The organism is Streptomyces sp. bgisy159, assembly GCF_965341775.1.
GTDB lineage: Bacteria > Actinomycetota > Actinomycetes > Streptomycetales > Streptomycetaceae > Streptomyces.
The window spans coordinates 1-26,615 of sequence record NZ_CBDQZH010000017.1 but is presented as its reverse complement, the minus strand read 5'-3'; the positions used below and the strand labels follow the sequence as shown (position 1 = coordinate 26,615).

23 protein-coding genes are annotated in these 26,615 nt (G+C 72.4%); 11 read left to right on the top strand and 12 right to left on the bottom strand.

Annotated features, from left to right (window positions below):
- Positions 1-112 precede the first annotated feature (112 nt).
- A complete protein-coding gene (locus tag ACSLTV_RS18275) occupies positions 113-541 on the top strand; it encodes a PPOX class F420-dependent oxidoreductase (protein WP_435612478.1) in 429 nt (142 codons plus the stop codon).
- 14 nt (positions 542-555) lie between these two features.
- On the opposite strand, the gene ACSLTV_RS18270 is transcribed toward ACSLTV_RS18275, so the two are convergent.
- From ACSLTV_RS18270 to ACSLTV_RS18250, 5 genes are all read right to left on the bottom strand, one after another.
- Positions 556-1,161 carry a GTP-binding protein gene (locus ACSLTV_RS18270; protein ID WP_432136113.1) on the bottom strand — a complete coding sequence of 202 codons (606 nt, stop codon included), beginning with the start codon at positions 1,159-1,161 and terminating at the stop codon, positions 556-558.
- Positions 1,162-1,272: 111 nt separating this feature from the next.
- Positions 1,273-1,686 carry a DUF742 domain-containing protein gene (locus tag ACSLTV_RS18265; RefSeq protein WP_435612477.1) on the bottom strand — a complete coding sequence of 138 codons (414 nt, stop codon included), beginning with the start codon at positions 1,684-1,686 and terminating at the stop codon, positions 1,273-1,275.
- Positions 1,687-1,708: 22 nt separating this feature from the next.
- On the bottom strand, positions 1,709-2,146 hold the full coding sequence (locus ACSLTV_RS18260; protein ID WP_432136111.1) for a roadblock/LC7 domain-containing protein: 438 nt from the start codon (positions 2,144-2,146) through the stop codon (positions 1,709-1,711).
- Complete coding sequence (locus ACSLTV_RS18255; RefSeq protein WP_435612476.1) at positions 2,143-4,743, bottom strand: sensor histidine kinase; 2,601 nt, start codon at positions 4,741-4,743, stop codon at positions 2,143-2,145. Before ACSLTV_RS18255 ends, ACSLTV_RS18260 begins: the two co-directional genes overlap by 4 nt.
- Positions 4,744-4,786: 43 nt before the next feature.
- On the bottom strand, positions 4,787-5,581 hold the full coding sequence (locus tag ACSLTV_RS18250; RefSeq protein ID WP_432136109.1) for an MHYT domain-containing protein: 795 nt from the start codon (positions 5,579-5,581) through the stop codon (positions 4,787-4,789).
- A gap of 180 nt (positions 5,582-5,761) precedes the next feature.
- Here ACSLTV_RS18250 and ACSLTV_RS18245 point away from each other — a divergent pair, with 180 nt between their 5' ends.
- Positions 5,762-6,361: a class I SAM-dependent methyltransferase gene (locus ACSLTV_RS18245; RefSeq protein WP_432136108.1), complete on the top strand. Its 600-nt coding sequence runs from the start codon at positions 5,762-5,764 to the stop codon at positions 6,359-6,361.
- Positions 6,362-6,365: 4 nt separating this feature from the next.
- Here ACSLTV_RS18245 and ACSLTV_RS18240 read toward each other — a convergent pair whose 3' ends face one another.
- Positions 6,366-7,121 (bottom strand): alpha/beta fold hydrolase, encoded by a 756-nt coding sequence (locus tag ACSLTV_RS18240; RefSeq protein WP_435612475.1) that lies wholly within the window; start codon positions 7,119-7,121, stop codon positions 6,366-6,368.
- A 161-nt stretch (positions 7,122-7,282) separates the two neighbouring features.
- Here ACSLTV_RS18240 and ACSLTV_RS18235 point away from each other — a divergent pair, with 161 nt between their 5' ends.
- Entirely contained in the window at positions 7,283-7,807 is a 525-nt protein-coding gene (locus ACSLTV_RS18235) for a PadR family transcriptional regulator (protein ID WP_432157435.1), read from the top strand.
- Here the strand turns inward: ACSLTV_RS18235 and ACSLTV_RS18230 are convergent.
- Entirely contained in the window at positions 7,793-8,689 is an 897-nt protein-coding gene (locus ACSLTV_RS18230; protein ID WP_432157436.1) for an oxygenase MpaB family protein, read from the bottom strand. The genes ACSLTV_RS18235 and ACSLTV_RS18230 overlap by 15 nt on opposite strands.
- A gap of 199 nt (positions 8,690-8,888) precedes the next feature.
- Between ACSLTV_RS18230 and ACSLTV_RS18225 the strand changes: the two genes are divergently transcribed.
- On the top strand, positions 8,889-9,902 hold the full coding sequence (locus ACSLTV_RS18225; protein ID WP_432157437.1) for a hypothetical protein: 1,014 nt from the start codon (positions 8,889-8,891) through the stop codon (positions 9,900-9,902).
- Between the two features lie 43 nt (positions 9,903-9,945).
- Here ACSLTV_RS18225 and ACSLTV_RS18220 read toward each other — a convergent pair whose 3' ends face one another.
- Entirely contained in the window at positions 9,946-10,128 is a 183-nt protein-coding gene (locus tag ACSLTV_RS18220) for a hypothetical protein (protein WP_365448708.1), read from the bottom strand.
- Between the two features lie 255 nt (positions 10,129-10,383).
- On the opposite strand from ACSLTV_RS18220, the gene ACSLTV_RS18215 reads away from it, so the two are divergent.
- The 3 genes from ACSLTV_RS18215 to ACSLTV_RS18205 all read left to right on the top strand — a co-directional run bounded on the left by ACSLTV_RS18215 (position 10,384) and on the right by ACSLTV_RS18205 (position 15,617).
- Positions 10,384-13,314: a DEAD/DEAH box helicase gene (locus tag ACSLTV_RS18215; RefSeq protein ID WP_435612474.1), complete on the top strand. Its 2,931-nt coding sequence runs from the start codon at positions 10,384-10,386 to the stop codon at positions 13,312-13,314.
- Positions 13,311-14,618, top strand: a complete 1,308-nt coding sequence (locus tag ACSLTV_RS18210) for an SWF or SNF family helicase (protein ID WP_432136102.1) — start codon at positions 13,311-13,313, stop codon at positions 14,616-14,618. The genes ACSLTV_RS18215 and ACSLTV_RS18210 overlap by 4 nt, the downstream gene beginning before the upstream one ends.
- A 492-nt stretch (positions 14,619-15,110) precedes the next feature.
- Positions 15,111-15,617, top strand: coding sequence for an N-acetyltransferase family protein (locus tag ACSLTV_RS18205; protein WP_432136101.1), 507 nt, complete (start codon positions 15,111-15,113; stop codon positions 15,615-15,617).
- 303 nt (positions 15,618-15,920) lie between these two features.
- Here ACSLTV_RS18205 and ACSLTV_RS18200 read toward each other — a convergent pair whose 3' ends face one another.
- Positions 15,921-16,295 (bottom strand): hypothetical protein, encoded by a 375-nt coding sequence (locus ACSLTV_RS18200; RefSeq protein ID WP_432136100.1) that lies wholly within the window; start codon positions 16,293-16,295, stop codon positions 15,921-15,923.
- Positions 16,296-16,377: 82 nt separating this feature from the next.
- Positions 16,378-17,544 (bottom strand): xylose isomerase, encoded by a 1,167-nt coding sequence (xylA, locus tag ACSLTV_RS18195; RefSeq protein ID WP_432136099.1) that lies wholly within the window; start codon positions 17,542-17,544, stop codon positions 16,378-16,380.
- A 115-nt stretch (positions 17,545-17,659) separates the two neighbouring features.
- Here xylA and xylB point away from each other — a divergent pair, with 115 nt between their 5' ends.
- The 4 genes from xylB (at position 17,660) to exaC (ending at position 23,620) form a co-directional block, all read left to right on the top strand.
- Positions 17,660-19,120 carry a xylulokinase gene (gene xylB, locus ACSLTV_RS18190; RefSeq protein WP_432136098.1) on the top strand — a complete coding sequence of 487 codons (1,461 nt, stop codon included), beginning with the start codon at positions 17,660-17,662 and terminating at the stop codon, positions 19,118-19,120.
- A gap of 7 nt (positions 19,121-19,127) precedes the next feature.
- Positions 19,128-20,342, top strand: coding sequence for an ROK family protein (locus tag ACSLTV_RS18185; protein WP_432136097.1), 1,215 nt, complete (start codon positions 19,128-19,130; stop codon positions 20,340-20,342).
- 259 nt (positions 20,343-20,601) lie between these two features.
- Positions 20,602-21,885 carry a GAF domain-containing protein gene (locus ACSLTV_RS18180; RefSeq protein ID WP_432136096.1) on the top strand — a complete coding sequence of 428 codons (1,284 nt, stop codon included), beginning with the start codon at positions 20,602-20,604 and terminating at the stop codon, positions 21,883-21,885.
- Positions 21,886-22,096: 211 nt separating this feature from the next.
- Positions 22,097-23,620 (top strand): acetaldehyde dehydrogenase ExaC, encoded by a 1,524-nt coding sequence (gene exaC / locus ACSLTV_RS18175; protein ID WP_432136095.1) that lies wholly within the window; start codon positions 22,097-22,099, stop codon positions 23,618-23,620.
- Between the two features lie 162 nt (positions 23,621-23,782).
- Here the strand turns inward: exaC and ACSLTV_RS18170 are convergent, their stop codons facing one another.
- A complete protein-coding gene (locus ACSLTV_RS18170) occupies positions 23,783-25,177 on the bottom strand; it encodes a tyrosine-type recombinase/integrase (RefSeq protein WP_435612473.1) in 1,395 nt (464 codons plus the stop codon).
- Positions 25,168-25,365 (bottom strand): helix-turn-helix transcriptional regulator, encoded by a 198-nt coding sequence (locus ACSLTV_RS18165; RefSeq protein WP_073946053.1) that lies wholly within the window; start codon positions 25,363-25,365, stop codon positions 25,168-25,170. The genes ACSLTV_RS18170 and ACSLTV_RS18165 overlap by 10 nt, the downstream gene beginning before the upstream one ends.
- Between the last annotated feature and the right edge of the window lie 1,250 nt (positions 25,366-26,615).

Below are 26,615 nucleotides of genomic sequence, written 5' to 3'. Positions count from 1 at the left end.
TCTCCCCGTGTGCACGTACCCGTGTGCCGTCCCCCCGTGCGCCCTCGTCGGTCGGGAGGGCGTGGCCGCCAGCCTTCCCCACGACCGGGCGGGGGGCAAGGAGGATGGGGGCATGGCACAGAAGATGACCGACACGCAATGGCGGGAGTTCGTCTCGTACGGCACCCGGACGGGGAAGCTGGCGACGGTGCGGGCCGACGGCGGGCCGCATGTGGCGCCGATCTGGTTTCTGCTCGACGGGGACGAGGTGGTGTTCAACACCGGCAGCAGCACGGTGAAGGGGCGGAACCTGGCGCGGGACGGCCGGGTCGCGCTGTGTGTGGACGACGACCGGCCGCCCTTCGACCACGTGGTGCTGCAGGGACGGGCGCGGATCTCGGAGGACCTCGCCGAGGTCCGGCACTGGGCGGCCCGTATCGGCGCCCGGTACATGGGTGAGGAGCGTGCCGAGGAGTTCGGTGCGCGCAACGGTGTGGCGGGTGAACTGCTCGTCCGGATGACGATCGAGAAGGTGGTGGCCAAGAAGGCGATCGCGGACTGACGGCGGCTCCACCGTCAGCGCACGGAGTCGAGGAGCCGGGCGGTGTGTATGCGCCCGGCGTACTCGACAAGACTGATCAGCACTTCCTTGCCCGAGTGGCGGTCGCGGGCGTCGCACAGCACGACCGGGGTTCCCTGGTCGAGATCGAGGGCGCGGGAGACGTCCCGGGCCTGGTGGGTTCTCGCGCCCGTGAAGCAGTTGACGGCCACCACGAAGGGGATGTGGCGGTGCTCGAAGTAGTCGACGGCGGGGAAGCAGTCCTCCAGGCGCCGGGTGTCGGCGAGGACGACGGCGCCGAGGGCCCCCTGGGAGAGTTCGTCCCACAGGAACCAGAAGCGGTCCTGGCCCGGCGTACCGAACAGATAGAGGGAGAGGCCGGAGCGGATGGTGATGCGGCCGAAGTCCATGGCGACGGTCGTGGTGACCTTCTGGTCGACGCCGTCGGTGTCGTCCACCGACTGACCAGCCTCACTGAGGAGTTCTTCGGTGCGCAGGGGTTTGATCTCGCTGACCGCCCCGACGAGAGTGGTCTTGCCCACCCCGAACCCACCGGCGACCAGTATTTTCAACGCCAAGGGGGCGGCTTCGGCCCCGGTGGCGTCCTCGTGTTCGGAGACCATGGATCACTTTCCTCGCTGGTGGCGACGGCTCGACGCGGCAAGCGGACGCCAGCGTCCGCCCGGTCGGCGCCGCCGGAAGCCGCGTCTTCTGATGTCGGTGTTCATCGGGTTCTAGAGCGCCCGCAGTCCTTCGATGACCTCGCGCAGGATCCGTTCGTCGGGCAGTTGTGCGGGGGGTACGGGTCGCCTGACGGTGAGGCAGCCGAGTTCCAGCAGGTCGCCGAGGAGAACGCGGACGACCCCCACGGGCAGGTCCGTGCCCGCGGCGAGTTCGGCGACCGACTGGGGCTCCGTGCCGCACAGGTCGGTCAGGGCCAGGTGCTCCGGGCCGAGCGCGGGGTCACCCATGAGGCCGGCGGCACCGGGCTCCAGGGTGACGAGGGCGATCAGGTCGAAGCGAACGCCGCTGGGGCCGGGACGGGTGCGTCCGCCGGTCAGGGCGTAGGGGCGCACCAGGGGGCCGGCCTCGTTGTCGTACCACTGGCCGCCCGGCTCGCCCGGTCGGCCGGTCAGGTCCTCGGTCATCGGTGGGGTTCGCCTTCGTGCCTCAGCCCGCGGAGGGCGGCCTCGCGGCCACCCGTGGTGGTGTGTAGAGGTGTTCGCCGACGCGCTTGACCAGGCGTGCCATCTCGTAGGCGACGAGGCCGATGTCGGCGGTGACCGCGGTCAGGACGGCGAGACAGGATCCGTCACCCGCGGCGGCGACGAACAGGAAGGCGTCGTCCATCTCCACCATGGTCTGTCGGACGCCGCCTGCGCCGAAGTGCCGGCCGGTGCCCTTGGCGAGGCTGTGGAAGCCGGAGGCGACGGCCGCGAGGTGTTCGGCGTCCTCGCGGCCGAGGCCGGTGGACACGCCGACGGCGAGGCCGTCGTTGGACAGCACCACGGCGTGCCGTACCTCGCTCACACGCGTCACCATGTCGTCCAGCAGCCAGTCGAGTTCACCGGACCGCTGGGACGGCCGTGTGCTCGGGTCCTGGATCATGCGAGGTCTCCTTCGGTGCTGTCGCCGCCCGGGGCGGGTTCGGGGGTGGCCGCACGGCCGGGTTGTCTGCCGCCGCCGCGCGCCCAGCCCTCCCGGTAGGCGGCCATGCGGTCCCGCACGAGTTCGGGGGTGCGTCCGTCGTCGTCGCGCGGGTGAGGGGGAGCCGGTTCCGGTGGACGCGGTCGGCGCAGTTGGGGGGCAAGGCTGGCCTGCCGTACCCGGTGAGGGAGGACGTCCGGCCCTTCGGTGACCTGCGGGGGGCGGTGCGGGCGAAGGGCGGTGACGCCGGGGGGCGGGGGTTCGTGGGCGGCCGTGGTGTCCGGCGCCGCGCGGAGCGGGGCCACCGGGGTCGGCCGGTCCGCGGATCGTGGCTTCGCCGATTCCTCGCGCTGTCGGTCCTCGGATCCGCCGCCGCGCTGGTCCTGGCCGGCGCTCCGGGACGGGTCGAGGGCGGCCGTGGCCAGGTGCCGGTCCGGGGCGGGCACGCGTGCGGGGGCGGGTTCCGGGGGCCGCTCCGCCGGGCGTTGCGCACGGGCGGAACGTTCCGCCGCGCCGCCGTGCAGCAGGGCGGTGGGCAGCAGGACGACGGCTGTGGTACCGCCGTAGGGAGAGGTCCGCAGATGAACCTTGATGCCGTGGCGGGCGGCGAGTCTGCTGACCACGAACAGGCCGAGCCGGTCGCTGTCGAACAAGTCGAGCGCCTCGGACTGGACGATGCGCCGGTTGGCCTCGGCGAGGGCTTCCTTGCCCATGCCGAGGCCACGGTCCTCGACCTCGACGGCGTAGCCGTTGCCGACGGGTTCGCCGGTGACGCGCACGCGCGTGTGCGGTGGCGAGAACTGGGCGGCGTTCTCGACTAGTTCGGCGAGCAGGTGGGTGAGGTCGGCGACGGCGGTGCCGATGACGGCGGTCTCCGGGAGGCGGCGCACCTCCACGCGCGCGTAGTCCTCAATCTCGGACACAGCCGCTCGGACGACGTCGGTCAGGGAGACCGGCGTGCGCCATGCGCGGCCGGGCGCGGCCCCGGAGAGGATGATCAGGCTCTCGGCGTGGCGTCGCATCCGGGTGGTGAGGTGGTCGAGGCGGAAGAGGTCGCCGAGTTCGTTGGGGTCCTCGGAGCGGCGTTCCATGCTGTCCAGGAGGCTGAGCTGGCGGTGCACGAGGACCTGGGTACGGCGGGCGAGGTTGACGAACACGCCGGAGATACCGCCGGCGAGTTCGGCACGCTCGACGGCGGCACGCAGCGCGGCCCGGTGGACGGTGCCCAGGGCCTCGGCGACCTGCCCCGCCTCGTCTTCCGCGCCGGCTCCGGGCGGTGCCTCGGCGCGGATGTCGATCTCGTCCCCCGCGCGCAGGCGCCGCATGGCCTCGGGGAGCTTCCGGCGGGCGATGTCCAGGGCACTGTTGCGCAGCCCGACCAGTTCGACGACGAGGCCGCGGCCGATGCCTACGGAGATGACGAGGGAGGCGGCTACGGCGCCGAGGCCGAACAGGACCGCGGCGCCTGCCGGGGTGAGCAGTCCGCGGGTGAACGGGTCGGTCCGGTCCGCGACACCCCTTGCGGCGTCCGCCTCGATGGCGCGCATCCCGCTCTGCACGCGCGCGTGCGCGAGGTCCCAATTGCCCGCGAGTGCGGCCCCGGGGCCCCGGGCGCCGGGGCGCTGCGCGAGCACCTCGTCCTCGGCCGTGCCGAGCGTCGCGTAGGCGGCACCGCCGGCGAGGGCGCGCCAGGCCGCGCGTTCGGGGCCGCGCAGGTCGGCGACCGCGGAGTCGGTGAGGGCGCGCCGGGTGGCGACGGCCTGGGTGAACAGGCGCAGGCGCTCTCCGTCCAGCCGGCCGGCGAGCCGGGCTCCGGCCAGTACGGCGTCCTCCTGGGCGAGGGCCTCTCCCGCGCGGGAGAACTCCAGCAGGACCCGCGTGTCGGAACCGAGGTCGGCGTCCTGGATGCCGCTCAGCGCTCCGCTCACCATGAAGGCCGCGGAGATCGTCCGGGAGTAGCGGTCGTGGGCCTGCCGCCAGTCGGCGTCGCCGTCGAGGACGCCGGTGCGCAGGGTGCGCAGGTCCTCGGCCTCGGTGACGAATGCCTGGAGGCGCCGGGCGACCCCGGAGGGCAGTTCCTGGGCGTCGGCGACGGTGGCATCGTCGCCGAGCCGCAGCCGGGCCACCGCCCGGTCGGTGTCCTGCGCCAGCCTCGTCAGGTCGCCGTCCCGCCCGGCGCCGGGGTCGGTGGCCTGGCGGACAGCCGCCTCGCGTTCGGCCTGGAGGGCGGCGACGGCGGCGGCGACGGGGGCACGGACCTCGCTGTCGACCCGCTGCAGTTGCCGCAGTCGGGAGACGTCCTGGGCGGTGGTGACGGTGGCGTACGCCCACAGTGCCAGCAGGGAGACGACCGGCACCATCAGGAGACAGACGATCTTCGCGCGGACGGTGCGCGGGCGGCCCAGCCGGCGGCCGGCTCGGGTGGGCGCCGGGTGCCGGGGTCTGCCCGTCGGGTCGGGCGGGCTCTCGTCGGCGGGCGGTCCGGCGTGGGCGCGGCGGCCCCGGGGCGCGGTCGCCTGGCCGGCGCCGACCGGGGCGGTCCTTCGGGGTGTACGCATGGCCTCCTCGCTGGGTCGGGTGGGTGGGTACCTTCCGGTGGGTTCACGCGGGGTGTGCCCGCTGGCGACCGGTGGAGCCCTCGGCCGGTCGTCGGGCCGAGGCGGAGGCCTCGCGCTCCCCCGTGGTGGGCGACAGCGCCACGAAGGCCGAGGTGAGGAAGAGGTAGGACCCGAGGCCGACGGCGAGGGGGAAGATGAACTGCATCGCCGTGGCCCCGGGCAGCACCTCTGCGGACGGCGTGACACGCACGCGTACGGCGGCCATGCCGGTGTAGTGCATGCTGCTGACCGCGGCGCCCATGACCAGGGAGGCGAGGGTGACCGCGACGGGTGACCTGATGTTGAGCGCGGCCCACAGGGCGGCCGTCGCCGCCATGACGGCGATGCCGACGGAGAGCGCGACCAGCACGGGGTCGTAGCCGATGTCGCCGTGCAGTCGCACGGCGGCCATGCCGAGGTAGTGCATGCTCGCCACGCCCAGGCCGGTGGTGAGTCCGCCGAGCAGCAACGCGCGCGTGCGGTCGCGGCCGTATCCGACGGCGAACACGCCGGCGCAGACCACGAGCATGGCGACGAGCAGGCTGAGGACGGTCAGCGGTACGTCGTAGCGGATGTCGGTTCCGCTGACGCCGAAGCCGAGCATGGCGACGAAGTGCATGGTCCAGATACCGGTGCCGATCGCCGAGGCGGCGGTGAGGAGCCAGTTGCGCCGGGAGCGCCCGTGGGCGCCGAGCGCCCGGACGGTGCAGCGCAGCCCGAGGGCGGCGCCGACGCAGGCCATCGCGTACGACAGCACGGGGGTCAGCCAGCCGAAGGTGGCGTGGTCCAGGTGTCCCATGACCAGGGGACGCTAGGGGGGCACTGATGCACGCAGGGGGCGCGTTTCGAAAGGTGCCGCAATATGACGCGGAAGGTCGCCGGAACGACCGCGGCGCGCTCGAACGTGCGCACAGGGGCGTCATCCGTGTCGGTGACCGCGCGGGGCGAAACGCGGGCCCGCGTGCGCCATCATGCTCGCATGAGCGACGACCACACACGCGTGCAGGAGTTCTTCACGGCCCGCGCCGCCGACTGGGACACCCGCTTCCCCGACGACGGCCCCGCCTACGCGGCCGCGGTCGACGACCTCGGGTTGCGCGAGGGCGACCGGGTACTCGACGCGGGCTGCGGGACCGGTCGGGCCCTGCCGTCGCTGCGGGCGGCCGTGGGGACTTCGGGGCTGGTCCTCGGGGTCGACCTGACGCCGGCCATGCTGGAGGCGGCCGTGCGGGCCGGCCGGGACCGGGACGGGCGGCTGCTGCTCGCGGACGTGGCAGCTCTGCCGTTGCGGTCGGGGTCGCTGGACGCGGTCTTCGCCGCCGGTCTCATCGCCCATCTGCCAGACCCGGCACGCAACCTGCGGGAGTTGGCGCGGACGGTGCGTCCCGGCGGTGCCCTGGCGCTGTTCCACCCGATCGGCCGTGCGGCGCTCGCGGCCCGGCACGGGCGGCGGATCACTCCGGACGACCTGCGGGCCGAGCCCAACCTCCGGCCGCTCCTCGCCGCTTCCGGGTGGAGCCTGACGTCCTACGTGGACGAGGACGCCCGCTTCCTGGCGCTCGCCGTCCGGGAGGGCTGAGGGGTCACTCGCGGCCCGCGACCACCGCGGCGAAGACATCGGGCCGGCCGAACATGACGTTGTGCCCGGCGCCCGGCACGGTGACCACCCGCACGCCCGCCTCCTCCAGGGCCTCGGCGCCGTCGAGTTCGCCGCTGAGCGCGCCCTGGAGGTAGACGCGCTCGACGGGCAGTGCCGTGAGGATCTCCCGCATGACGGGATCGGATCCGCGCTGCAGTCCGACGGCGCTGCGGTACAGGGCGCGCGGGTCCGCCAACCGCATCGTCGCCGCCCAGAGCGGCCCGACGCCCTCCAGCACGCGCGCGTGGCCGCCGTCGACGAAGGCACCCTCCTCGTAGGCGGTGATGCCGCTGCTCCCGGCCTCGGGCGGCGGGAAGGCGTCCAGGTTGGCCTCGGTGAGGACGAGACGCGAGACCAGGTCCGGACGACGGTGCGCCAGGACGATCGCGACGGAGCCGCCCATGCTGTGCGCGACGATGTCGGCCGCGCTCACCCGGGCCGCGTCGAGCGCGGCGGCCAGAGCGTCGGCGTGCTCCCGCAGCGTGTAACCGAAGCCGGCGGGACGGTCGCTGACCCCGTGGCCGGGGAGGTCGGCGAAGAGGCTGCGGCGCCCGGCGAGTTCGGGGCGGGCGGCGATGTGGGCGTGGTAAACGGCCGAGGACGCGCCCAGACCGTGCACATACACGCGTGCGGGCTCCGCGCCCGGCGCTTCCGTCCAGCGGATCCGGCTTCCCTCTGCATCGAACGCGGCGTCTCTCATCGGTTCCTCCCAGCGGCATGACGTCAACCCACGGGCACGCGTCCTGGCGTGCCCGCGACACGACGACAATACATCGACACCGAAGTATTCCGTCAACGATGTATAACGATGTCGTTATAGCGCCGCAGCGAGATACCGCGGCGGTGCGAGAGAATGCGGGCATGCTGGAACTCGCTCTTCTCGGTTTCCTGTACGACGCCCCGCTGCACGGCTATGAGCTCCGCAAACGCATCACCGCGCTCACGGGCCACGTCCGCCCCGTCGCCGAGAGCACCCTGTACCCCGCGATCAAGCGGCTGGAGAAGGCCGGCCTCCTCGCGCGCGCCACGGAACCGGGAACCACGGCGGCGCCGCGGCACGTACTGACGCTCACCGACGAGGGCAGACGGGAGCTGCGCCGCCGGCTCGCCGAGCCGGAACAGGGAGACATCACCGACGAGAACCGCTGGTTCACCCTGCTGGCGTTCCTCCGGCACCTGGACGACCCAGCCGCCCAGTCAGCAGTACTGCGGCGCCGCCAAGCCTTCCTTGAGGAGCCGGCGAGCTTCTTCTACGACGGCGACCGGCCGGTGCGCGCCGAGGAGTTGGACGACCCCTTCCGGCGCGGCATCCTCACCGTCGCGCGGGCCACGTCGCGGGCAGAACTGCGCTGGCTGCGGGAGACCCTGGAGTCACTCGGCGGCTGACGCGCCCGGTCGCCGCACGGGGCAGCCTCCGACACCCGGCACCGGCCGGGTGCCCAGCTCGTTCAGCCGATAGCCGTCGGGGTAGCTCTTGATCTCCCGGTTCTGCCGCGCGAAGTGGGGCGCGCGCCGGGGCGGCAGCAGCCGGACCACGCGCCCACGCGCGCGTACCGCGCGGCGCACCAGGGCACGCGTCACGGGCCCGGGCGGGGTGTAGCGGAAGGCCTGCAGGAGCGGGTCGTCGAGCAGCGCCAGGGTGCCGGTGCGCAGGAGCGGCGCGAGGGGGCGCGGGTACCAGGAGGCCATCAGGTCGAGCGTGGCGTCACTGACGCGTCGCGCCTCCTCGTCCCAGGCGAAGTGGGCCGCCTCGTAGGCGTCGAGGCAGTCCTCGAACTCCTCGTAGCTCTCCGGGATGTCCTGGATGCCCATGTGCCGGCCCAGCGTCCGGTAGTGGACCGTGGAGGCGACGATCTCGTGCCGCGACATCCTGCGCCAGCCGTAGGCGTCGATCCAGCGCTTGGGCACGACGACGAACGTGCACAGCACGTAGCGCATGTCGTCGTTGCTGATGTCGTAGCTGCGGTGCATCTGGTTGATGCGCCGGATCGCCGTGCGGCCCTCCTGGCCGGCGAAGCCGTGCTCGACCACGGCGTCCAGGAGCAGCGAGGTGTCGTCGTAGCGCCTCTGCGTGCGGTCGGTGAGCTCGGCCGTACGCGCGAGAAGCCGGCCGATGCCGGGGACGGCGTACGTGCGGTAAAGGGCCAGCTCAAGGGCTCGCGTCGTGTCCCACGGGAACTCGTACGCCACGGTGAGCCGGTAGATCTCCGAGGCCTCCGCGTACGGATCCATCCGCCGAATCTGGTCGAGCCGCTCGAAGCGCTTCACCGTGGTCTCCCCCCGCACTCGCCGGAACGCCCACTCTACGGTGGGTGACCGCACTTCCGGGGCGCCGTGGCGGCATACGCGGCCGATTCGCCCGGACCAGGGGGAAAACTGCAGCTCCGAGTGGGTTGAGCAGTGGTGACAAGGGCCTCGCCGTCGGTCTAGGGTGCGCGCCGATGGACGAACCGATGGGGAGGCCGCGATGGCCGAGACGGAAGAGAACGCCGTCGCCGCCCAGGACGACGCGCTCTACGTGCTCACGGCGGTGCTGCTGACGCCGGCGCAGTTCCCGAGCGTCCTGGGCGACGACTACCCGGCGGCCTGTGCGGCCCTCGGCCTCGCGCCGCGGGCCGACGGGTACGGTCTGGTGCTCGGCCAGGACGGCGACGGGGCCCGGTGGACGGTCGCCGTCGACGACGTGTCGCTGGTGGCCGTGGCCATCGCCTCCTGGGACTGCGGCATGGAGTACGACCTCTCCCCGGACGAGCGGACGGTGGTGGCCGCGCTGCCCGGCTGGCCATTGGCGCTGGCCGTGGCGGCTCCCGGGGTGCCCGCGCCGCACGATCCCGACCCCGAGGCGGCGGGCGGCCCCGCGCTGTCCCCGCCGGACATGTCCACCTGGGGGCCCGCGCAGCGACGGCTGGGGGCCGACGAGGTCGCCCTGCAGTGGGCGATGTGGCGCGCACAGCTCGACGACTCGGCGCTCGCAGGGCCGGGCGGGCCGCGGACTGACGGCGAGGGGGCCGCAGGAGTCGAGGGTGAGACCGCCGAGGAGAGCGGCGACGGCCAGGGAGACAGCGGGACCGGCGGGGCGGAGCGTCCACCCGAGAGCGGGGAGCCGGCCGTGCTCGCCGAGCGCGCCGAGTCGACCCTGGCAGCCGAGAACAGCGCGACTCACGGGACGCCGAGCCGCCAGAGCGGTGGGGCCGGTCAGCGCCCGTCGCACAGCCACAGCGGTATCCGGCGGGCCCTCGCCGAGGCCCATGCCTATGTGGACTCCCCGCCGCCGCTGGGCCGCGTGCGGTCGACCTTCGCGCCGGGCGACGCGCGTACGCTGCGCGCCGACGGTCCCGGCTGGTCACTGGTGGCGAGGACAGACGACATCGCGTTCGTGCTCCTCGACGAGGAACCCGGCGAGGTACTGCCGGTCGGTCGGGGGCCGCAACTGCCGAAGCTGCTGGCGGCGCTCGACAAGATGGCGGTACGGCCGAGCTGAGCCCGCGTCCCCCGCCGAGCGGACTCGGCGGGGCACCGGGCCGTCAGCGGCCGAGCTCCTTCCGGGTGACGCGGCGCAGCCTGCGCCGCTGAGAGGGATCGAGGGTGAGATAGGCGGCCGCCGGAACCCCGAGCACGATCAGCAGCGCCGCCCACCAGGGCAGCCAGATCAGCAACAGAAGCCCGACCGCCACGCCTCCTACGGCGATCTTCGCGTTCTTCGACATGTGTGTCGCCTCCTTCGCGGCCACTGCCGCGTCTCTGTTCTGAGAACGGTGTCCCGCACCGGGCGGTTCCGGATCGCACCCCTGAAACATCCCTGAGACACGTCCCCCAGTCGCCCCTGAGACGCCCGCGGACGCCCCCAGGCACCCGCTCGGCCGCTCGACCGCTCCTCGCAAAAAGATCAAGCGCGCCCGGGCAAGTGATGTACCCTCGACCACCCATCGAACTAGTCAAATTTGAGGAGCTGGCTCGTCATCGTGCACAGGGTTCCTGTGGAATCACCTCCCCGGATCGCCGAACTCGCCCGCCAGGGTGCCGTCTTCGTACCGGGCGATCCCGCACGCACCGGCCACGTCGCGTTCTGGCAGCCGGACGGCGGCGCTCCGTCCGGCGCTGGACCGAGCGGCGTCACAGACGTCGGCGAGGTCATCGGCGTCCTGGAGGACATCACCGTCGTCCGCTCCGGCGGAGACGCGGTCGGTTCCGTGCGGACACCCGCTCGCGTGGTCCCGCTGTACGCGGCGTTGCCACTGCTCACGCGCGCGCGTACGGTGCCGGACGCACACCGGTCCGTAGTCTTCTGGGGCGCGGCCGCACTGCTGGCCCTGCGGTTCGTGGCACGGGGCATGCTTCTGCCCGGACTCTCCAGTGGTGATCACGACGCCTGGCGGGTGGGCCCGCTGGGCCCTCGGGACCTCGAAGAGGTCAGCCGGCTCGCCGCGGCGATGCCTCCCGAGGCGCACGCGGTACCGCTCGACGACGGGCCCGCCCCACGCCTGCCCGCCCCGGAGGGGTTGCTGCGTGCCTTCCTGGACGCGGTCGCCGACACCCTGCCCCGCTCCCCCGCGGCGGCCCTCGTGACGGGCGGCGTCGCCTATGCCGTACGGGCGCCTCAGCACCTGACGGAACAACGGGCCTGGGCGGCCGATGTCGCCGCCGGCCACGACGCCGGGGTCCGTCTCTCGCTGCGGATCGAGGTGTCGGGTCCCGGGGACAGGCCCGAGCAACTGGCGCCCCACGACGAGCCGCCCGGTCAGGTGAACGCGGGCGGGACGGCGCCCCGGTTCCGGGCCGTACCTCAGGTGCACAGCGTGCGCGACCCCGCCCTCGTCACGGACGCCGCCGACGTGTGGGCGAACGCTGACGACGCGGACGGCGCGCTCGGCCCCCGCGCGCGGATGGACGCGCTGCTCGCCCTCCGCAGGGCGGCCCGGGCCTGGCCCGCCCTCTCGCCGCTGTTGTCGGCCGCCGTACCGGACGCCGTCGACCTCCTGGACGACGAGGTCGCCGAGCTTCTGGGCCAGGGCACGCGCGCGTTGGCCGCCGTCGGGGTGGAGGTGCACTGGCCGCGCGACCTGGTACGCACGCTGACCACCCGCGCGCAGATCGGGCCGGCCGACGACAGGCCGGGACGGGCCTACTCGGACACACCCTCGTCGCTGTCCGCCGACGCGCTGCTGACCCTCACCTGGTCCTTCGCCGTGGGCGAGCAGCACCTCACGCGCGAGGAGCTGGACCGGCTGGCGGAGGCGAGCCGTCCGGTGGTGCGGCTGCGCGACCAGTGGGTCCTGATCGACCCGGAGGAGGTCCGGCGGGCCCAGGCCCGGCAGGACCGCGAGGTGACCCCGATACATGCCCTGGGTGCCGCACTGACGGGCTCGGAGGAGGTCGACGGCCACCTGGTCGAGGTCCGGCCCACCGGCTGGCCCGCGGAGCTGCGGGATCGGCTGCGGGACGATCCCGCGCGGGAACTCGTGCCCCAGCCCCCGGCGCTCGCCGCCACGCTGCGTGACTACCAGCGGCGCGGCCTCGACCGGCTGGCCCGCACCACGTCCCTCGGCCTCGGGTGCTGCCTGGCCGACGACATGGGTCTCGGCAAGACGATCACCCTGATCGCCCTGCATCTGCACCGCCAAGGGGATGCGGCCTCCGCGGGCCCCACGCTGGTGGTGTGCCCGACCTCGCTCATGGGCAACTGGCAGCGTGAGATCGAGCGGTTCGCGCCCGGCACGCGCGTGCGCCGCTTCCACGGACCGCGTCGCGACCTGGCGGCACCGGCAACCGGCGACTTCGTCCTGACCACGTACGGCACTCTGCGGCTGGACGCTCCGCGGCTGGCGGAAGTGCCCTGGGGCCTGCTCGTGGCCGACGAGGCACAGCACGTGAAGAATCCCTACTCGGCGACCGCACGCGCCCTGCGGACCGTCGGCGCGCGCGCACGTGTGGCGCTCACCGGCACCCCCGTGGAGAACAACCTGTCGGAACTGTGGGCGATCCTCGACTGGACGACGCCGGGGCTGCTGGGCCGGCTGAGCGCCTTCCGGGCGCGCTATGCGCGATCCGTCGAGACCGGTACCGACCCGGTCGCGGCCGAGCGATTGTCCCGGCTGGTGGCGCCCTTCCTGCTGCGCCGCCGCAAGTCGGATCCGGGCATCGCCCCGGAGCTGCCCGCGAAGACGGAGACCGACCACCCGGTGGCGCTGACCGCGGAACAGACCGGCCTGTACGAGGCCGTCGCCCGGGAGACGCTCGCGGCGATCTCCGAGGCCGACGACATGGCCCGGCGCGGCCTGATCGTCAAGCTGCTCACCGGCCTCAAGCAGATCTGCGACCACCCCGCGCTGTACCTCAAGGAGGACCGTCCGGCACTCGCCGGGCGCTCGGGCAAGCTGGAGTTGCTCGACGAACTGCTGGACACCATCCTCGCCGAGGGAGCGAGCGTGCTGGTCTTCACGCAGTACGTCGGAATGGCACGGCTTGTCGAACGGCATCTGGCCGAGCGCGGGGTGGCCTCTCGGTTCCTGCACGGCGGGACGCCGGTCGCCGAGCGCGAGGCGATGGTGGAACGCTTCCAGAACGGCGAGGTCCCGGTGTTCCTGCTGTCGTTGAAAGCCGCCGGTACGGGGCTCAACCTGACCCGCGCCGAGCATGTCGTGCACTACGACCGCTGGTGGAACCCGGCCGTGGAGGCGCAGGCGACCGACCGTGCGCACCGCATCGGTCAGACCCGGCCGGTGCAGGTCCACCGGCTGATCGCGGAAGGCACGGTCGAGGACCGCATCGCGGACATGCTCGCGCGCAAGCAGCGGCTCGCCGACGCCGTGCTGGGCTCGGGCGAGGTGGCGTTCACGGAGCTGACGGACACCGAACTGGCCGAACTGGTGGAGCTGCGAGGGGGCATGGCATGAACAGGTACGACGAGGACACGCAGCGGACGTTCGCCGCGCTGCCGCCCGCGCACGGTCGCGGCTTCGCCGGGACCTGGTGGGGCCGGGCCTGGGTCGCCGCCCTCGAGGACGGCGCGCTGGACGCGGGGCAGGTGCGTGCCGGCCGCCGGCTCGCGCGCGCGGGCGCCGTGGGCGAGGTGTCGGTGGGCCCGGGCCGCATCACGGCGGTCGTGCGCGACCGGGACGGAACGGGGCACCGGGCCGATGTGCTGCTGGCGCGGTTCTCGGGTGCCCAGTGGGACCGTTTCCTGGACCTGACCGTCGAGCGGGCCGGTCATGTGGCGGCCCTGCTGGACCGGGAGGTGCCGTCCCAGCTGGTCGAGGACGCGGCGGCCGCCGGTGCGGAGCTGCTGCCCGGCCTCGGCGATCTGGAGGCCGAGTGCGACTGTGGTGCCTGGGACCACTGCGGGCACACGGCGGCGCTGTGCTACCTGGTGGCGCGGCTGCTGGACCAGGATCCGTTCGTGCTGCTGCTGTTGCGGGGCCGGCCCGAACAGGCCGTCCTGGACGGTCTCCAGGCCCGCAGTGCGGTCGCGCCCGCCTCGCCGGCGTCCGCGCCCGTGGCGGAAGGAGTCGACGCGGCCGAGGCCTTCTCGGCGGTTCAGCCGCCCCTGCCTCCGCCGCCGGAGTTGCCCGAGGGGCCCGGCACGCCGCCGTCGCTGGACACCGAGGCCCGGCCCGCGCCGGGCGTCGACCCGGCCGCGCTGGAGTTTCTGGCCGCGCGTACGGCGGTCGAGGCGCACCGCATGCTGGCGGAGGCGCTGCGCGGCTGGCAGGACCCCGAACCGCGGGAGTTGACGCTCGGCGAGGACGCGGTACGGCTCGCCGCCGGTTCCCCGGCTGCCGGTTTCCTCGCCGACACCACGGCGGTCGATGCCGGCCCGCCGTCGGTCGCCGACCGCCTCGCCGCCGGTTCGGGCCGCACCCCCGAAGCGCTGGCCCTGGCGGTTCGTGCCTGGCAGCACGGCGGCCCGGACGCGCTGTCGGTGCTGGAGGAGGAATGGACCGTACGGGGTGAGGCGCTCGTACGCGCGCGTGCGGCACTGGACTCGGCCTGGGAGGACGACGAACGGCCGGCGCTACGGGCGCGCGGCAACCGGTGGACGGCCGTCGGCGCACCCTGCCAGCTGCGGCTGGGCCGGGACGGCCGCTGGTGGCCCTACCGCAAGGAGCGCGGGCGCTGGGTGCCCGCCGGGGAACCGACCCGGGATCCGGCGACAGCCCTGTCATCGGCACGGCTCAGCGGGCAGGAAGGGGCGGCGTAGGGAGGTCGGCGGTGTTGGCTCCGGCCGGCGTGCCCAAGCATCGCGACGGCCGTTCGCTGCCGCCGATGTGACGTGGTCACCAGCGTGGGGCAGATCAGTGAGAACAAGCCGGCGGCTTCTCGCTCGGGCTGTTTCGCCCCGGGGCAGCTGCCCTGCCGGTTCTGCCGCGCCTGCACAGCCAACCCCCATCTGCTGATCACCCAGAAGACCGCCGTCGAACTCGGCCCGGCCGGCAGGTTCTGGAGCACCCGGGCCGCTCGCAACCCGACCGCCGTCCTCAACCGGCCCTGCGTTGACGGCCAGTTCGAAGAAGAGCACTCACCCGCGGCGTCGACCCACTCCACCTCGCACTGGCCTTCGGCATCGGACAGAAGGCAGCGATCCGCTACGCGGACTCGGCGCGGACGCTGTTGGAACAGAGCGCCGAGCACTGACCATGGCCCTGGGGAAAAGAGGTTGGCCCGGGCTGAGAGGACGCGAAAAATTGGGGCCATGCAGATTCGACAGGCAAGGCCGGTTGATGCGTCAGCGGTCGCCGGTGTCTACGTGCGCTCCTGGCAGGCGGCCTTTGCCGGTCTTGTTCCCCAGCACTACCTCGACGCAATGGACCCGAGCCGCGAAACGTCCGAGTGGGAGACACGGATCACGGAGGCACGGTGGCCATCGTCGGGGGTACTGGTAGCCGAAACCGAGGCCGGAATCGTCGGACTCGCGAGCTTCGGCCCGTCTCAGGACATTCCTGTCACCGCGGAAGTCGGCACTCTCTACGCGATGCCCCAGGTCTGGGGCACGGGGATCGGAAAGCAGCTGATGCTGGCCGCGTTGGCGGCCCTCGGACAGGCCGACTACACGCAGGCCACCTTGTGGGTTCTGGAGGACAACGCACGTGCCCGGCGCTTCTACGAAGCTGCCGGCTGGGGCGCGGACGGCACAGCCGTGGAGGACTCCACCGGCGGCGCCTCTCTCAGCAAGTTGCGCTACCGCCGCCCTCTTGACTAGCCCGCTCCCCGTTTCATCCGTCCACGAGGCCCTGAAGCGGCATGGTCGCGGGTTCGCATCGGACTCGCGGGTCCGATGCCGTTCGGCATGGCGACGGACATCTGCGTTCCCGGCGAGGACTTTTCAGTTCGCGTGAGCCCGCGGGACGCACGGCCCCGCCTTGGTTCCCGCACGAGCACCGTCGAACGGCGACCCGCCCGCACCGACCGCACCCGCCGCCCGTCCCCCGGGCGTACGCCGTCGCCAGGCGGCGGCTTCCCCACCCGTACGCAGTCGACAAGCGGCGGCGGGGCGGAAGCCGCTTCACGGCGACAGGGCGGAGAGTGACGGAAGCAACGACCGGATCTCCCCGGGCACCTCGGTCGGCAGCCCCGTCGGCAGCTCCGTCGGAAGCCGTGACGGCAAGGCGGTCGGCAGCGAGCTGGGCAGCAGCGTGGGCTGGCGGAAGGACGGCGCGGCGGCGGAGCCCGTGCTCCCGCCACCCCCGGCCGGCGGCTCGTCGCCAGACCCGTCGTGACCTCCGTGGACCAGCACGACGATCAGTACGACCGCCGCTATGGCGGCCAGCGCGACGAGCGCCATGAACGGCGGCTTCCGGCGGGGCGGGGGCGACCCGAATCCGCCGCCCTCGGAGGGCGGCGGGCCGGGTGGACTGGGCGGTACGGGCGGCGTGGCCATACCGTCCAGCCTGGCGAGCCGCCGCCCGTGACGCGACCCCGCGCGCGAAGTCCGTACCCCGCGCACGGAGTGCCGCCGGTGGTCAGCCGCGCGCGCCCAGCAGGTGATCCATGGCCAGCTGGTCGAGGCGCTCGAAGGCCATGCCGCGCGCGGCCGCCGCGTCCGCGTCGAACTCCTCGAAGGCGGACCGGTCGGCGAGCAGCGCCTGCAGGCCGTCGCCCGCGGTGGGCTCGGCGAGCTGGTCCAGGCGGGAGGCGCGCAGGGCCTGCTGGACCTCCGGGTCGGCGCGGAAGGCCGCCGCGCGCTCCTTGAGGATGAGGTAGTTGCGCATGCAGCCGGCGGCGGACGCCCACACACCGTCGAGGTCCTCGGTCCGCGGCGGCTTGAAGTCGAAGTGGCGCGGCCCGGTGTAGCCGGCGCTCTCCAGCAGGTCGACCAGCCAGAAGGCGGAGCGCAGGTCGCCGGCGCCGAAGCGCAGGTCCTGGTCGTACTTGATGCCGGACTGGCCGTTGAGGTCGATGTGGAAGAGCTTGCCCGCCCACAGGGCCTGCGCGATGCCGTGCGGGAAGTTCAGGCCGGCCATCTGCTCGTGGCCCACCTCCGGGTTGACGCCGTACAGCTCCGGGCGCTCCAGGCGCTCGATGAAGGCGAGGGCGTGGCCGACGGTGGGCAGCAGGATGTCGCCGCGCGGCTCGTTCGGCTTGGGCTCGATGGCGAAGCGGAGGTCGTAGCCCTGCGAGGTGACGTACTCGCCGAGCAGGTCGAACGCCTCCTTCATGCGGTCGAGGGCCACGCGCACGTCCTTGGCGGCGCCGGACTCGGCGCCCTCGCGGCCGCCCCAGGCGACGTAGGTACGGGCGCCCAGTTCCACCGCCAGGTCGATGTTGCGGACGGTCTTGCGCAGCGCGTAGCGGCGCACGTCGCGGTCGTTGGCGGTGAACGCGCCGTCCTTGAAGACCGGGTGGGTGAAGAGGTTGGTGGTGGCCATGGGCACGGTCATGCCGGTGCTGTCCAGGGCCTGGCGGAAGCGCTTGACGTGCGCCTCGCGCTCGGTGTCGGACGACCCGAAGGGGATCAGGTCGTCGTCGTGGAAGGTGACCCCGTAGGCGCCGAGCTCGGCCAGACGCTGCACGGTCTCGACCGGGTCGAGGGCGCGCCGGGTGGCGTCGCCGAACGGGTCCCTTCCCTGCCAGCCGACGGTCCACAGGCCGAAGGTGAACCTGTCCTCGGGGGTGGGCTGGTAGCTCACGCCGCGACTCCTTGCTTGCAGACTATTTCGTCATGGCGGTTTACAAATTAGTATGCGAACGCACCTCTGGGAAGACACATCCCGCAGAGCCGCGGAAAAAAGCTAGGAGAGCGCGATGTCAGCAGCCGAGGGTCCGCTCGTCGTCGGGGTGGACTCGTCCACCCAGTCCACCAAGGCGCTGGTCGTCGACGTGGCGACCGGCCGGGTCGTCGCGAGCGGCCAGGCCCCGCACACGGTGTCCTCCGGCGCCGGCCGGGAGAGCGACCCGCGCCATTGGTGGGAGGCCCTGGCCGAGGCGCTGCGCCAGTGCGGTGACGCCGCCCGCGAGGCGGCCGCGGTGTCGATCGGCGGGCAGCAGCACGGACTGGTCACCCTCGACGCGCACGGCGAGCCGGTCCGCCCGGCGCTGTTGTGGAACGACGTGCGCTCGGCCCCGCAGGCCCGCCGCCTGACCGAGGAGCTGGGCGGGGCGGCGTTCTGGGCGGAGCGCACCGGGTCGGTCCCGGCCGCCTCCTTCACGGTCACGAAGTGGGCCTGGCTGGCCGAGCACGAGCCGGAGGCGGTCCGCGCGACCAGGGCGGTGCGCCTCCCCCACGACTACCTCACCGAGCGGCTGACCGGGGTGGGCACGACCGACCGCGGCGACGCCTCCGGCACCGGCTGGTGGGCGTCCGGGACCGAGGCGTACGACGCGGAGATCCTCGCCCAGGTGGGCCTGGACCCGGCGCTTCTGCCCAGGGTGGTGCGTCCCGGTGAGGTCGCGGGCACCGTACGCGACAGCCATGACCTGCCGTTCTCCAAGGGCACCCTGGTCGCGCCGGGCACCGGCGACAACGCGGCGGCGGCGCTGGGCCTCGGGCTGCGGCCCGGCACGCCCGTCCTGAGTCTCGGCACCTCGGGCACGGTCTACGCGGTGTCGAAGCGGCGCCCCGCCGACCCGACCGGCACCGTGGCGGGTTTCGCCGACGCCCACGGCGACTGGCTGCCGCTGGCCTGCACCCTGAACTGCACCCTCGCCGTCGACCGGCTCGCCGCCCTGCTCGGCCTGGACCGCGAGGCCGTGGAGCCGGCCCGCGGGGTGACCCTCCTTCCCTACCTGGACGGCGAGCGCACCCCCAACCTGCCGAACGCCTCGGGCCTGCTGCACGGCCTGCGTCACGACACCACGGCCGGGCAACTGCTCCAGGCCGCCTACGACGGTGCCGTACACGCGCTGCTCGGCGCGCTCGACCTCGTGCTCGACGAGGACGCCGACCGTTCCGCGCCACTGCTGCTGATCGGGGGCGGCGCCCGGGGCACGGCGTGGCAGCAGACCGTACGCCGCCTGTCCGGCCGTCCGGTCCAGGTGCCGGAGGCGAAGGAGCTGGTGGCGTTGGGGGCCGCCGCGCAGGCCGCCGGGCTGCTGACCGGCGAGGACCCGGCCGCCGTCGCCCGGCGCTGGAACACCGCGAGCGGTCCGGTCCTGGACGCCGTGGAACGGGACGAGGAAGCCCTGGCCAGGATCTCCGGGGTACTCTCCGACGCGGCCCCGCTGCTGGACCGAGGCACCGGGGTTCAGACGCGACCCGAGGACTGACGCGAGGATGACCGCACCGCCGCACGAGGCCCGGCCGACCAGCCCCGGGCGGGCACTGCCCGACACGCAGCAGGGCATGCGCCGACGCAACCTCGCGCGCGTGATGCACGCCGTCAGTGCCGAGGGCCAGCTGTCCCGGGCGGCGGTCGCCTCGCGCATCGGGCTGACCCGGGCGGCGGTGTCCACCCTCGTCGACGAGCTCATACGCACCGGCCTGCTGGAAGAGCTGGGCCCTGAGCGCCCCGGCCGGGTGGGCCGGCCCGGATCGGCCCTCGCCGTGAGCGGTCGCGGGCCCGCCGGGATCGGCGCCGAGGTGGGCGTCGACCATCTCGCGGTCTGTGCGGTCGACCTGCGGGGCGAGGTACGGGCGCGCGCCGTACGCCACGGCACGAACCGGGGCCGCGCGCCCGAGCCGGTGATCGCGGAACTGACCGGTCTGATCCACGAGGTCGTCGCCACGGCCGAGGACGAGGGGCTGTGGCCCGCCGGGCTCGCGGTCGCCGTTCCCGGGCTGGTGGGCCGCGACGCCCGCACCGTCGTCCGCGCTCCGAACCTGGGCTGGCACGACACCGACCTCGGCGCCCTGCTGCCCGGCGACCACCCCTTGACCGTCGACAACGAGGCCAACTTCGGCGCGCTCGCCGAGCTCTGGCTCGGACAGGACACGCCGCGGGACTTCCTGCACGTGTCGGCGGAGATCGGTATCGGTGGCGCGGTCGTGGTGGACGGAAGCCTGCTGCGCGGCACCCGGGGCTTCGCGGGCGAACTGGGGCATGTGCCCGTCCACCCGGACGGCCCGGAGTGCGTCTGCGGCGGCCGTGGCTGCCTGGAGCAGTACGCCGGTGAGGAGGCGGTGCTGCGGGCGGCCGGCCTGGAGCTCGGCGAGGACCGCGTCGGGCTGCTCGCGGGACGCGCCACCGACGGCGACGAGGACGTACGCAGGTCCCTGCGCGACGCGGGCACGGCGCTCGGCGTGGCGCTGACCGGGGCGGTGAACCTGCTGGACCCGGAGGCCGTGGTGCTCGGCGGTGCGCTGGCGGAGCTGGCGCCGTGGCTGCTGCCGTCGCTGGAGGCGGAGCTGGACCGGCGGACGGCGGGGCCCGTGTGCCCGGTGTCGGTGTCCGGGCTCGGCCCGCAGGGGCCGCTGCTGGGAGCGGCGCACTCCGTGGCGCGGGGGGTACTGGACGATCCGGCGGCGGTGGCCGGGGGCCGCAAGGGCTGAGAACCCGGGCCGTCGAGTCCCGGCCGCGGCGCGCTCCGTGGCGCGGACGGGACCGCGGCGCGCTCCGTGGCGCGCGGGGAGTACTGGACGATCCGGCGGCGGTGGCCGGGGGCCGCAGAGGCTGATAAGCCGGGCCGTCGAGTCCTGGCCGCGGCTCACTTCGGGCTCTCTCCGACCGGTCACGCCCGTCGAAACGGTTGTCGGCGCGCGCCCCCGGGACGACGATGTCCCCAGCCGTATCGCTGTCCGGGAGGCCGACTTGACCGATCCCTGGGTGGCCCTGGAGCCGGGGGCCGACCCTGCCGAGCGCCTACGGATCCTGCGGCGCGCGCACGAGACGTTCACCGAGGCGGGTACGGTGCCGCGGCCGGTGCGGGCCGTGGTGGCCGACTCCTGGCGCCGGTCCGCGCGGGCCGGTGTCGGGCCGGAAGCCGATGTGAGCGTGGAACTGGCCGACGGCGACCTCGCGGCCTATCGGGCGGAGCATCCGCTCGCGCGGGTGATGCCGCTGTTCCGGGAGCTGATGGGCACGTTCGCGGTCGACGGGGAGCACCTCCTGGCGGTGTGCGACGCGCGCGGCAGGCTGCTGTGGGTCGAGGGCCACCCGGCGACGCGCCGGCTGGCGGCGCGGATGAACTTCGTGCCGGGGGCGCGCTGGGCGGAGAGCGCGGTCGGCACCAACGCGCCGGGCACGGCCGTCGCCGTGGACCGCCCGGTGCAGGTGTTCGCGGCCGAGCACTTCGTCCGGCAGGTCCAGCCGTGGACGTGCGCGGCGGCGCCGGTGCACGATCCGCGCACCGGCAGGGTGCTGGGCGCGGTGGACATCACCGGCGGCGACGGGCTGGCACACCCGCACAGCCTGGGTTTCGTGCGGGCGGTGGCCCGGGCCGCCGAGTCGCAGCTGGCGCTGCTCGCCCCGGCGCGTCCCCTGGTCGACGCCCCGGAGCTGACCGTGCTGGGCCGCGACGAGGCCCGGCTCGTCGTGGACGGCCGCACGCTCAGGCTGAGCCGGCGGCACAGCGAGATCGTGGTGCTGCTGGCCCGGCACCCGGAGGGGCTGAGCGGGGACGAGCTGATGTGCGCCCTGTACGAGGACGAGTCGGTGACGCCGGTGACGCTGCGCGCCGAGCTCGCCCGGCTGCGCGGGGTGCTGGGGCCCGGCGCGGGGTCCGGGCTGCTGGCGTCGCGGCCGTACCGGCTGACGGTTCCGGTCACGTCGGACGTCGCGGTGGTGGAACGGCGGCTGGCGGCCGGCGGGGTCACGGCGGCGGCCGCCGCGTACGCCGGACCGCTGCTGCCGGCCTCGCAGGCCCCCGCCGTCGTCCGCCTGCGGGAGCGTCTCGCGGACGGCCTGCGCGCGGCTCTGATCTCCCACGCCGACCCGGATCTGCTGGCCGACTGGGCCCATGCGCCCTGGGGGGAGGAGGACCTCGACGTATGGCGGGCCCTGGCGGTCGTCCGCCCCACGGCCGCGGTACGGGCTCGCCTCAGCGCCCTGGAGTCCGAGCTGACCGCCCCGACGGGGTGGTCGGCGAAGCCGTGAACGGCGGACAGGCGGGGACGAGGGCGGGGCGGGGACGACAGCGGGGACCGGGAGGACAGCAGGGGGGCGTGGCGATGATCCCGGTCGTGACGGTGGGGCAGCAAGGCCGACGGGGCACGGACCGTCGTGCAACGTACCCGCAACCTCCCTCTGCCTAGCCTCGCGTCGAGAGCTGCCCAACGGCGGGCAGCGCCGCTGAGGAGGCACCCGCATGACCCGCTACGCCGCACCCAACACCGAGGGCGCGCTCGTCTCCTACCAGACGCGCTACGACCACTTCATCGGCGGCGAGTACGTGCCGCCGGCCCGCGGCCAGTACTTCGAGAACCCGAGCCCGGTGACCGGACAGCCGTTCACGGAGGTGGCGCGGGGGACGGCCGAGGACGTGGAGAAGGCGCTGGACGCGGCCCACGCGGCGGCCCCCGAGTGGGGCCGCAGGTCGGCCACGGAACGCTCCGACATCCTGCTGAGGATCGCCGACCGCATGGAGGCGCACCTGGAGCCGCTGGCGGTGGCGGAGAGCTGGGAGAACGGCAAGCCGGTCAGGGAGACGCTGGCCGCCGACATCCCGCTGGCCATCGACCACTTCCGCTACTTCGCCGGTGCGGTGCGCGCGCAGGAGGGCTCGCTCAGCGAGGTGGACCAGGACACGGTGGCGTACCACTTCCACGAGCCGCTGGGCGTGGTGGCGCAGATCATCCCGTGGAACTTCCCGATCCTGATGGCCGCCTGGAAGCTCGCCCCGGCGCTCGCCGCCGGGAACGCGGTCGTGCTCAAGCCGGCCGAGCAGACGCCGGTGTCCATCCACTACTGGATGAGCCTGATCGCCGACCTGCTGCCGGCGGGGGTGGTGAACATCGTCAACGGGTTCGGCCCGGAGGCGGGCAAGCCGCTGGCGTCGAGCCCGCGGGTGGCGAAGGTCGCGTTCACCGGTGAGACGTCGACGGGCCGGCTGATCATGCAGTACGCGGCGGAGAACCTGAAGCCGGTCACCCTGGAGCTGGGCGGGAAGTCACCGAACATCTTCTTCGACGACGTGTGGGAGAAGGACGACGAACTGCGGGACAAGGCCCTGGAGGGCTTCACGATGTTCGCGCTGAACCAGGGGGAGGTGTGCACCTGTCCGTCGCGCGGGCTGATCCAGAGCGGCAACTACCCCGACTTCCTGGCGGCGGCCGTCGCCCGCACCGAACTGATCAGGCCCGGGCATCCGCTGGACACCGACACCATGATCGGCGCCCAGGCGTCGGGCGAGCAGCTCGCCAAGATCCTCTCGTACATCGACATCGGCCGAAACGAGGGGGCGAAGGTACTCACGGGCGGCGAACGCGCCGAACTCGACGGTGACCTGAAGGGCGGCTACTACGTCCGGCCGACCATCTTCGAGGGCGACAACCGGATGCGGGTCTTCCAGGAGGAGATCTTCGGCCCCGTCGTCTCGGTCGCCTCCTTCGACGACTTCGACGACGCCATCAAGATCGCCAACGACACGGCGTACGGTCTGGGCGCCGGCGTCTGGACCCGCGACGTCAACACGGCCTACCGGGCGGGCCGCGCCATCCAGGCGGGCCGCGTCTGGACGAACTGCTACCACGCCTACCCGGCACACGCGGCGTTCGGCGGCTACAAGCAGTCCGGGATCGGCCGCGAGACACACAAGATGATGCTGGAGCACTACCAGCAGACGAAGAATCTGCTGGTGTCGTATTCGCCGAAGAAGCTGGGCTTCTTCTAGACACATGCGAAAAGGCGCCTGACCTGGGTTTTCACCCGTCAGGCGCCCTTCGTTGCCACCCGCTCTCGACCGGCCCGGCTTGCGCGCTAACTCCCAATTCCTCCCGCGACTGCACCCCTCCTGACCAGTGCTTCCGGACCAGTCACGGACCAAACCCCCGGTTCAGCCCTCGGGTACGTCACCTTGGCTGACACGCTGCCACTCGTTCATGGACTGCTCGATGAGACGGTTCGCCTGCTCTCGAAGGCCGTCAAGGAACTTGGCGTAGTGGCGAAAGAGAACCTCGATGCTCTGGCCGGCGCGGCGGGCGCACTCGGCCGGGTCCACTCCGGAGTAGAGCCAGAACGAGATCCCGGCGTGACGGAGATCGTAAGGCCGCTTGGCCAGGCGAGAAGTGCGCTCAGTACGGGTCAGGGCGTATTCCCGGGCCCGCGCCCATGTGATGCCGTAGGCGGCAGCGTCCACGTAGTTGCCGGCCTGGTTCCGGAAAAGTCGACCGTCGGGTGCCACGTCGAACCGATTCACATGGGCACGCAGCATGCGTACGAACTGCGGCGGGATGGGAACAGGCCGCGTCGCGCTTGCCGCGCGACGCTTGAGCGAGTGCACCTCGTGCACCTCCCCGTCGTCGGTCCACTCCTTACCAGACGTGACGACCCCGCCCGAGAGGTTCAGCATCCCCCATCCCGTCTTTGGCAAGTGGCATTGATCGATCCGAAGGTGGATGACCTCAGCTGGCCGCATAGCCGCGAAGTACATGCAACCGAAGAATGCTTCAAGATGAGGACCCCGCCCCCGCTGGCGAGCAACGGCCTCGAGTAGCCGAAGCACCTGGGCCGGATTGGGAACGGCGGCCGGATCCACCTCCTCATTGACTGCTGGCGCTTGCCACCGGAGCCCCTTGAGGGGGTTCTCAGCGAAGTACCCCTTCTCCACCGCAGTGTTGAGAGCTTCGTTGAACGCAGCCCTCTTGCGTCGGGCTGTTTTAGCCGCAGCCGCCTTGCCGTCCAGCTTGCGGCACATCGCATCGAGGGCCCGCCTCAGAACGTCGGCTTCCGCGAGGGCGCTGACCGGCAGCGAGTTGCGCTTCATCCAGTCCAGCGCGTGGAGCCACTCCTCGATGGGCTCGCACTCCCAGGCTTTCTTGTTGAATGCCCACGAGTACAGGGCACGCCGCAGTACCCGCGGATCGGGATACGCTGCGCCGGGGCGTACCAGGGCGGGCGTGACCGTAGCGAAGGCATCAGCCAGAGTGCGGCGGGTGTTCCCTGGCGTGCGCTCCCATCTTTGCTCGATGTATTCGTGCACCAGGTCGTACCACGTAGTGCGCTGCTTGATGGCCCGCAACTCGGATGCCGGCAGACCTGTGTGCTCGTCAAACGGCTCACCCTCGCGCGCAGCTGTCATCAGCTTCGCACGCCGGCTGTCAGCAAGCGCGAACGCGATGAAGGACTCAGACTTCTCTCGCCCGTTAACCGTCCACCGAATCTGGAAAGGCTTGCGCCGGCCGGGGCGCTCACGTATCTCCCAGAATCGGACGTTATAACTCATCGCCATCCAGGCGTATCCCTTTCGCACGCATCCCACCACGCATCCAGATCGGCGCGGCGGCAGCGCAGTTCACCATTGGGCAGCTTGATCATTCGGGGTGCCTGACCGCGAGCGCGCAGGCGATAGAAAGCCGACGGACTCATCCTGATTTCCGCTAGGACCTCGGCGAGCTTGAGCGCAGGTGGACGAGCCATTGATGTTTCCTCGGATGTTCCAGATATTTCGGCGGCCCAAGCAGCAGTGCTCGACTTGCACCCACTCCGCCGCAACTGATGGGCAAACTCTGTCAGTTACGGGGACTACTGGTCGCCGACATGAAGGGCCATGGTGTCCGAACGGCTCCACCTACAAGCACAGCCGCTGAGAACACCTCAATGGTCGTCACGATCGCCGGTTTGGCCAACCGGCGATCGTGGTCTATGTTGCGCCCCGCAGGGCAACTCACGGACGATTGCAACGGACGAAACACAGGGGGCCAGTCGGCGCGATCGGAGAACGAGGCCGCGCCGTCCGTCACGAACACCCCGAGTCCGTTGTCAACGCGGTCGCACAAACACAGAGGCACAGCGCCGGGGAGGATCGGCGCAATCCTCTCGCTCCGATGTGGTCCATACGTTCAGGGCGCCAAGTGTCAAGCAGATGGGGGCGTTGAATCGGACCGATCGGAGATCGGCATTCGACAGGGGTGCTCCTTGGGTCAGGGCCTCCGCAATGAGGCCGAGCAGCGCGAGGTGTCGGACACCGTCATGGCCGACGTGCAGGTCGGCCTGGAATCCTGAATCCCGCCACTGACCTGGTATTTTTCGGGACGTTGTACGTTGACATATTCCCAAAGGAGGTTCCAGCCCTTCGGGGCTATTTCTCGTCTGCCGTGGGCGAATGCCGAGCCGCGGGAAGACCAACCGAAAGACGCAGGGGGCGTTCCGTCGGAGAAGAAGGGGCAAGGCGTGCTCCTCCTTCACCTGACTCGGTCGCACCGTGATGTCGATGTGCACGATGCCAAGGACCAGTCCGGACGAGCGGCCGACAACCTCCGAAAACAAGGCGGCGGAAGTCGCCGGCTACGCTGCAGACATACCAGTGGACGGCGCAGGCAATTGGGGAGCGAAGTGAAACTGAAGAGCTACAACATCTGAGTGTCGGAGTGTTCGTGAGGGTTACATGGATCCCTCTCCAGTTCCAGGGTCACGGCGCTGCACGGCCATGCAGGCAGCGACACGGTGGTACTGAGCCTGTGCTTGCCACTCGGTCGCGTGGCCTCATACGTAGGTCGCCATGCGCAACTCGCGAGCGAGGAACCCGTATCCTTCGCACCTCGGTGACGTCCGTGCCGTACGTCTCGCGAAACTGGGCGTACTCGGTCTCGGTGGCCGCGTCGGCCGTCGTCATCTCCGCGGCCATAGAGTCAAGATCCTACTCCGACGGCACGACCGAGACCCGCTTG

Excerpts from the sequence above, each read along its gene's own strand:
- ACSLTV_RS18275 (WP_435612478.1), top strand. The coding sequence starts at position 113 with ATGGCACAGAAGATGACCGACACGCAATGGCGGGAGTTCGTCTCGTAC.
- ACSLTV_RS18270 (WP_432136113.1), bottom strand. The coding sequence starts at position 1,161 with ATGGTCTCCGAACACGAGGACGCCACCGGGGCCGAAGCCGCCCCCTTG.
- ACSLTV_RS18265 (WP_435612477.1), bottom strand. The coding sequence starts at position 1,686 with ATGACCGAGGACCTGACCGGCCGACCGGGCGAGCCGGGCGGCCAGTGG.
- ACSLTV_RS18260 (WP_432136111.1), bottom strand. The coding sequence starts at position 2,146 with ATGATCCAGGACCCGAGCACACGGCCGTCCCAGCGGTCCGGTGAACTC.
- ACSLTV_RS18255 (WP_435612476.1), bottom strand. The coding sequence starts at position 4,743 with ATGCGTACACCCCGAAGGACCGCCCCGGTCGGCGCCGGCCAGGCGACC.
- ACSLTV_RS18250 (WP_432136109.1), bottom strand. The coding sequence starts at position 5,581 with ATGGGACACCTGGACCACGCCACCTTCGGCTGGCTGACCCCCGTGCTG.
- ACSLTV_RS18245 (WP_432136108.1), top strand. The coding sequence starts at position 5,762 with ATGAGCGACGACCACACACGCGTGCAGGAGTTCTTCACGGCCCGCGCC.
- ACSLTV_RS18240 (WP_435612475.1), bottom strand. The coding sequence starts at position 7,121 with ATGAGAGACGCCGCGTTCGATGCAGAGGGAAGCCGGATCCGCTGGACG.
- ACSLTV_RS18235 (WP_432157435.1), top strand. The coding sequence starts at position 7,283 with ATGCTGGAACTCGCTCTTCTCGGTTTCCTGTACGACGCCCCGCTGCAC.
- ACSLTV_RS18225 (WP_432157437.1), top strand. The coding sequence starts at position 8,889 with ATGGCCGAGACGGAAGAGAACGCCGTCGCCGCCCAGGACGACGCGCTC.
- ACSLTV_RS18220 (WP_365448708.1), bottom strand. The coding sequence starts at position 10,128 with ATGTCGAAGAACGCGAAGATCGCCGTAGGAGGCGTGGCGGTCGGGCTT.
- ACSLTV_RS18210 (WP_432136102.1), top strand. The coding sequence starts at position 13,311 with ATGAACAGGTACGACGAGGACACGCAGCGGACGTTCGCCGCGCTGCCG.
- ACSLTV_RS18205 (WP_432136101.1), top strand. The coding sequence starts at position 15,111 with ATGCAGATTCGACAGGCAAGGCCGGTTGATGCGTCAGCGGTCGCCGGT.
- ACSLTV_RS18200 (WP_432136100.1), bottom strand. The coding sequence starts at position 16,295 with ATGGCCACGCCGCCCGTACCGCCCAGTCCACCCGGCCCGCCGCCCTCC.
- xylB (WP_432136098.1), top strand. The coding sequence starts at position 17,660 with ATGTCAGCAGCCGAGGGTCCGCTCGTCGTCGGGGTGGACTCGTCCACC.
- ACSLTV_RS18185 (WP_432136097.1), top strand. The coding sequence starts at position 19,128 with ATGACCGCACCGCCGCACGAGGCCCGGCCGACCAGCCCCGGGCGGGCA.
- exaC (WP_432136095.1), top strand. The coding sequence starts at position 22,097 with ATGACCCGCTACGCCGCACCCAACACCGAGGGCGCGCTCGTCTCCTAC.
- ACSLTV_RS18170 (WP_435612473.1), bottom strand. The coding sequence starts at position 25,177 with ATGGCGATGAGTTATAACGTCCGATTCTGGGAGATACGTGAGCGCCCC.
- ACSLTV_RS18165 (WP_073946053.1), bottom strand. The coding sequence starts at position 25,365 with ATGGCTCGTCCACCTGCGCTCAAGCTCGCCGAGGTCCTAGCGGAAATC.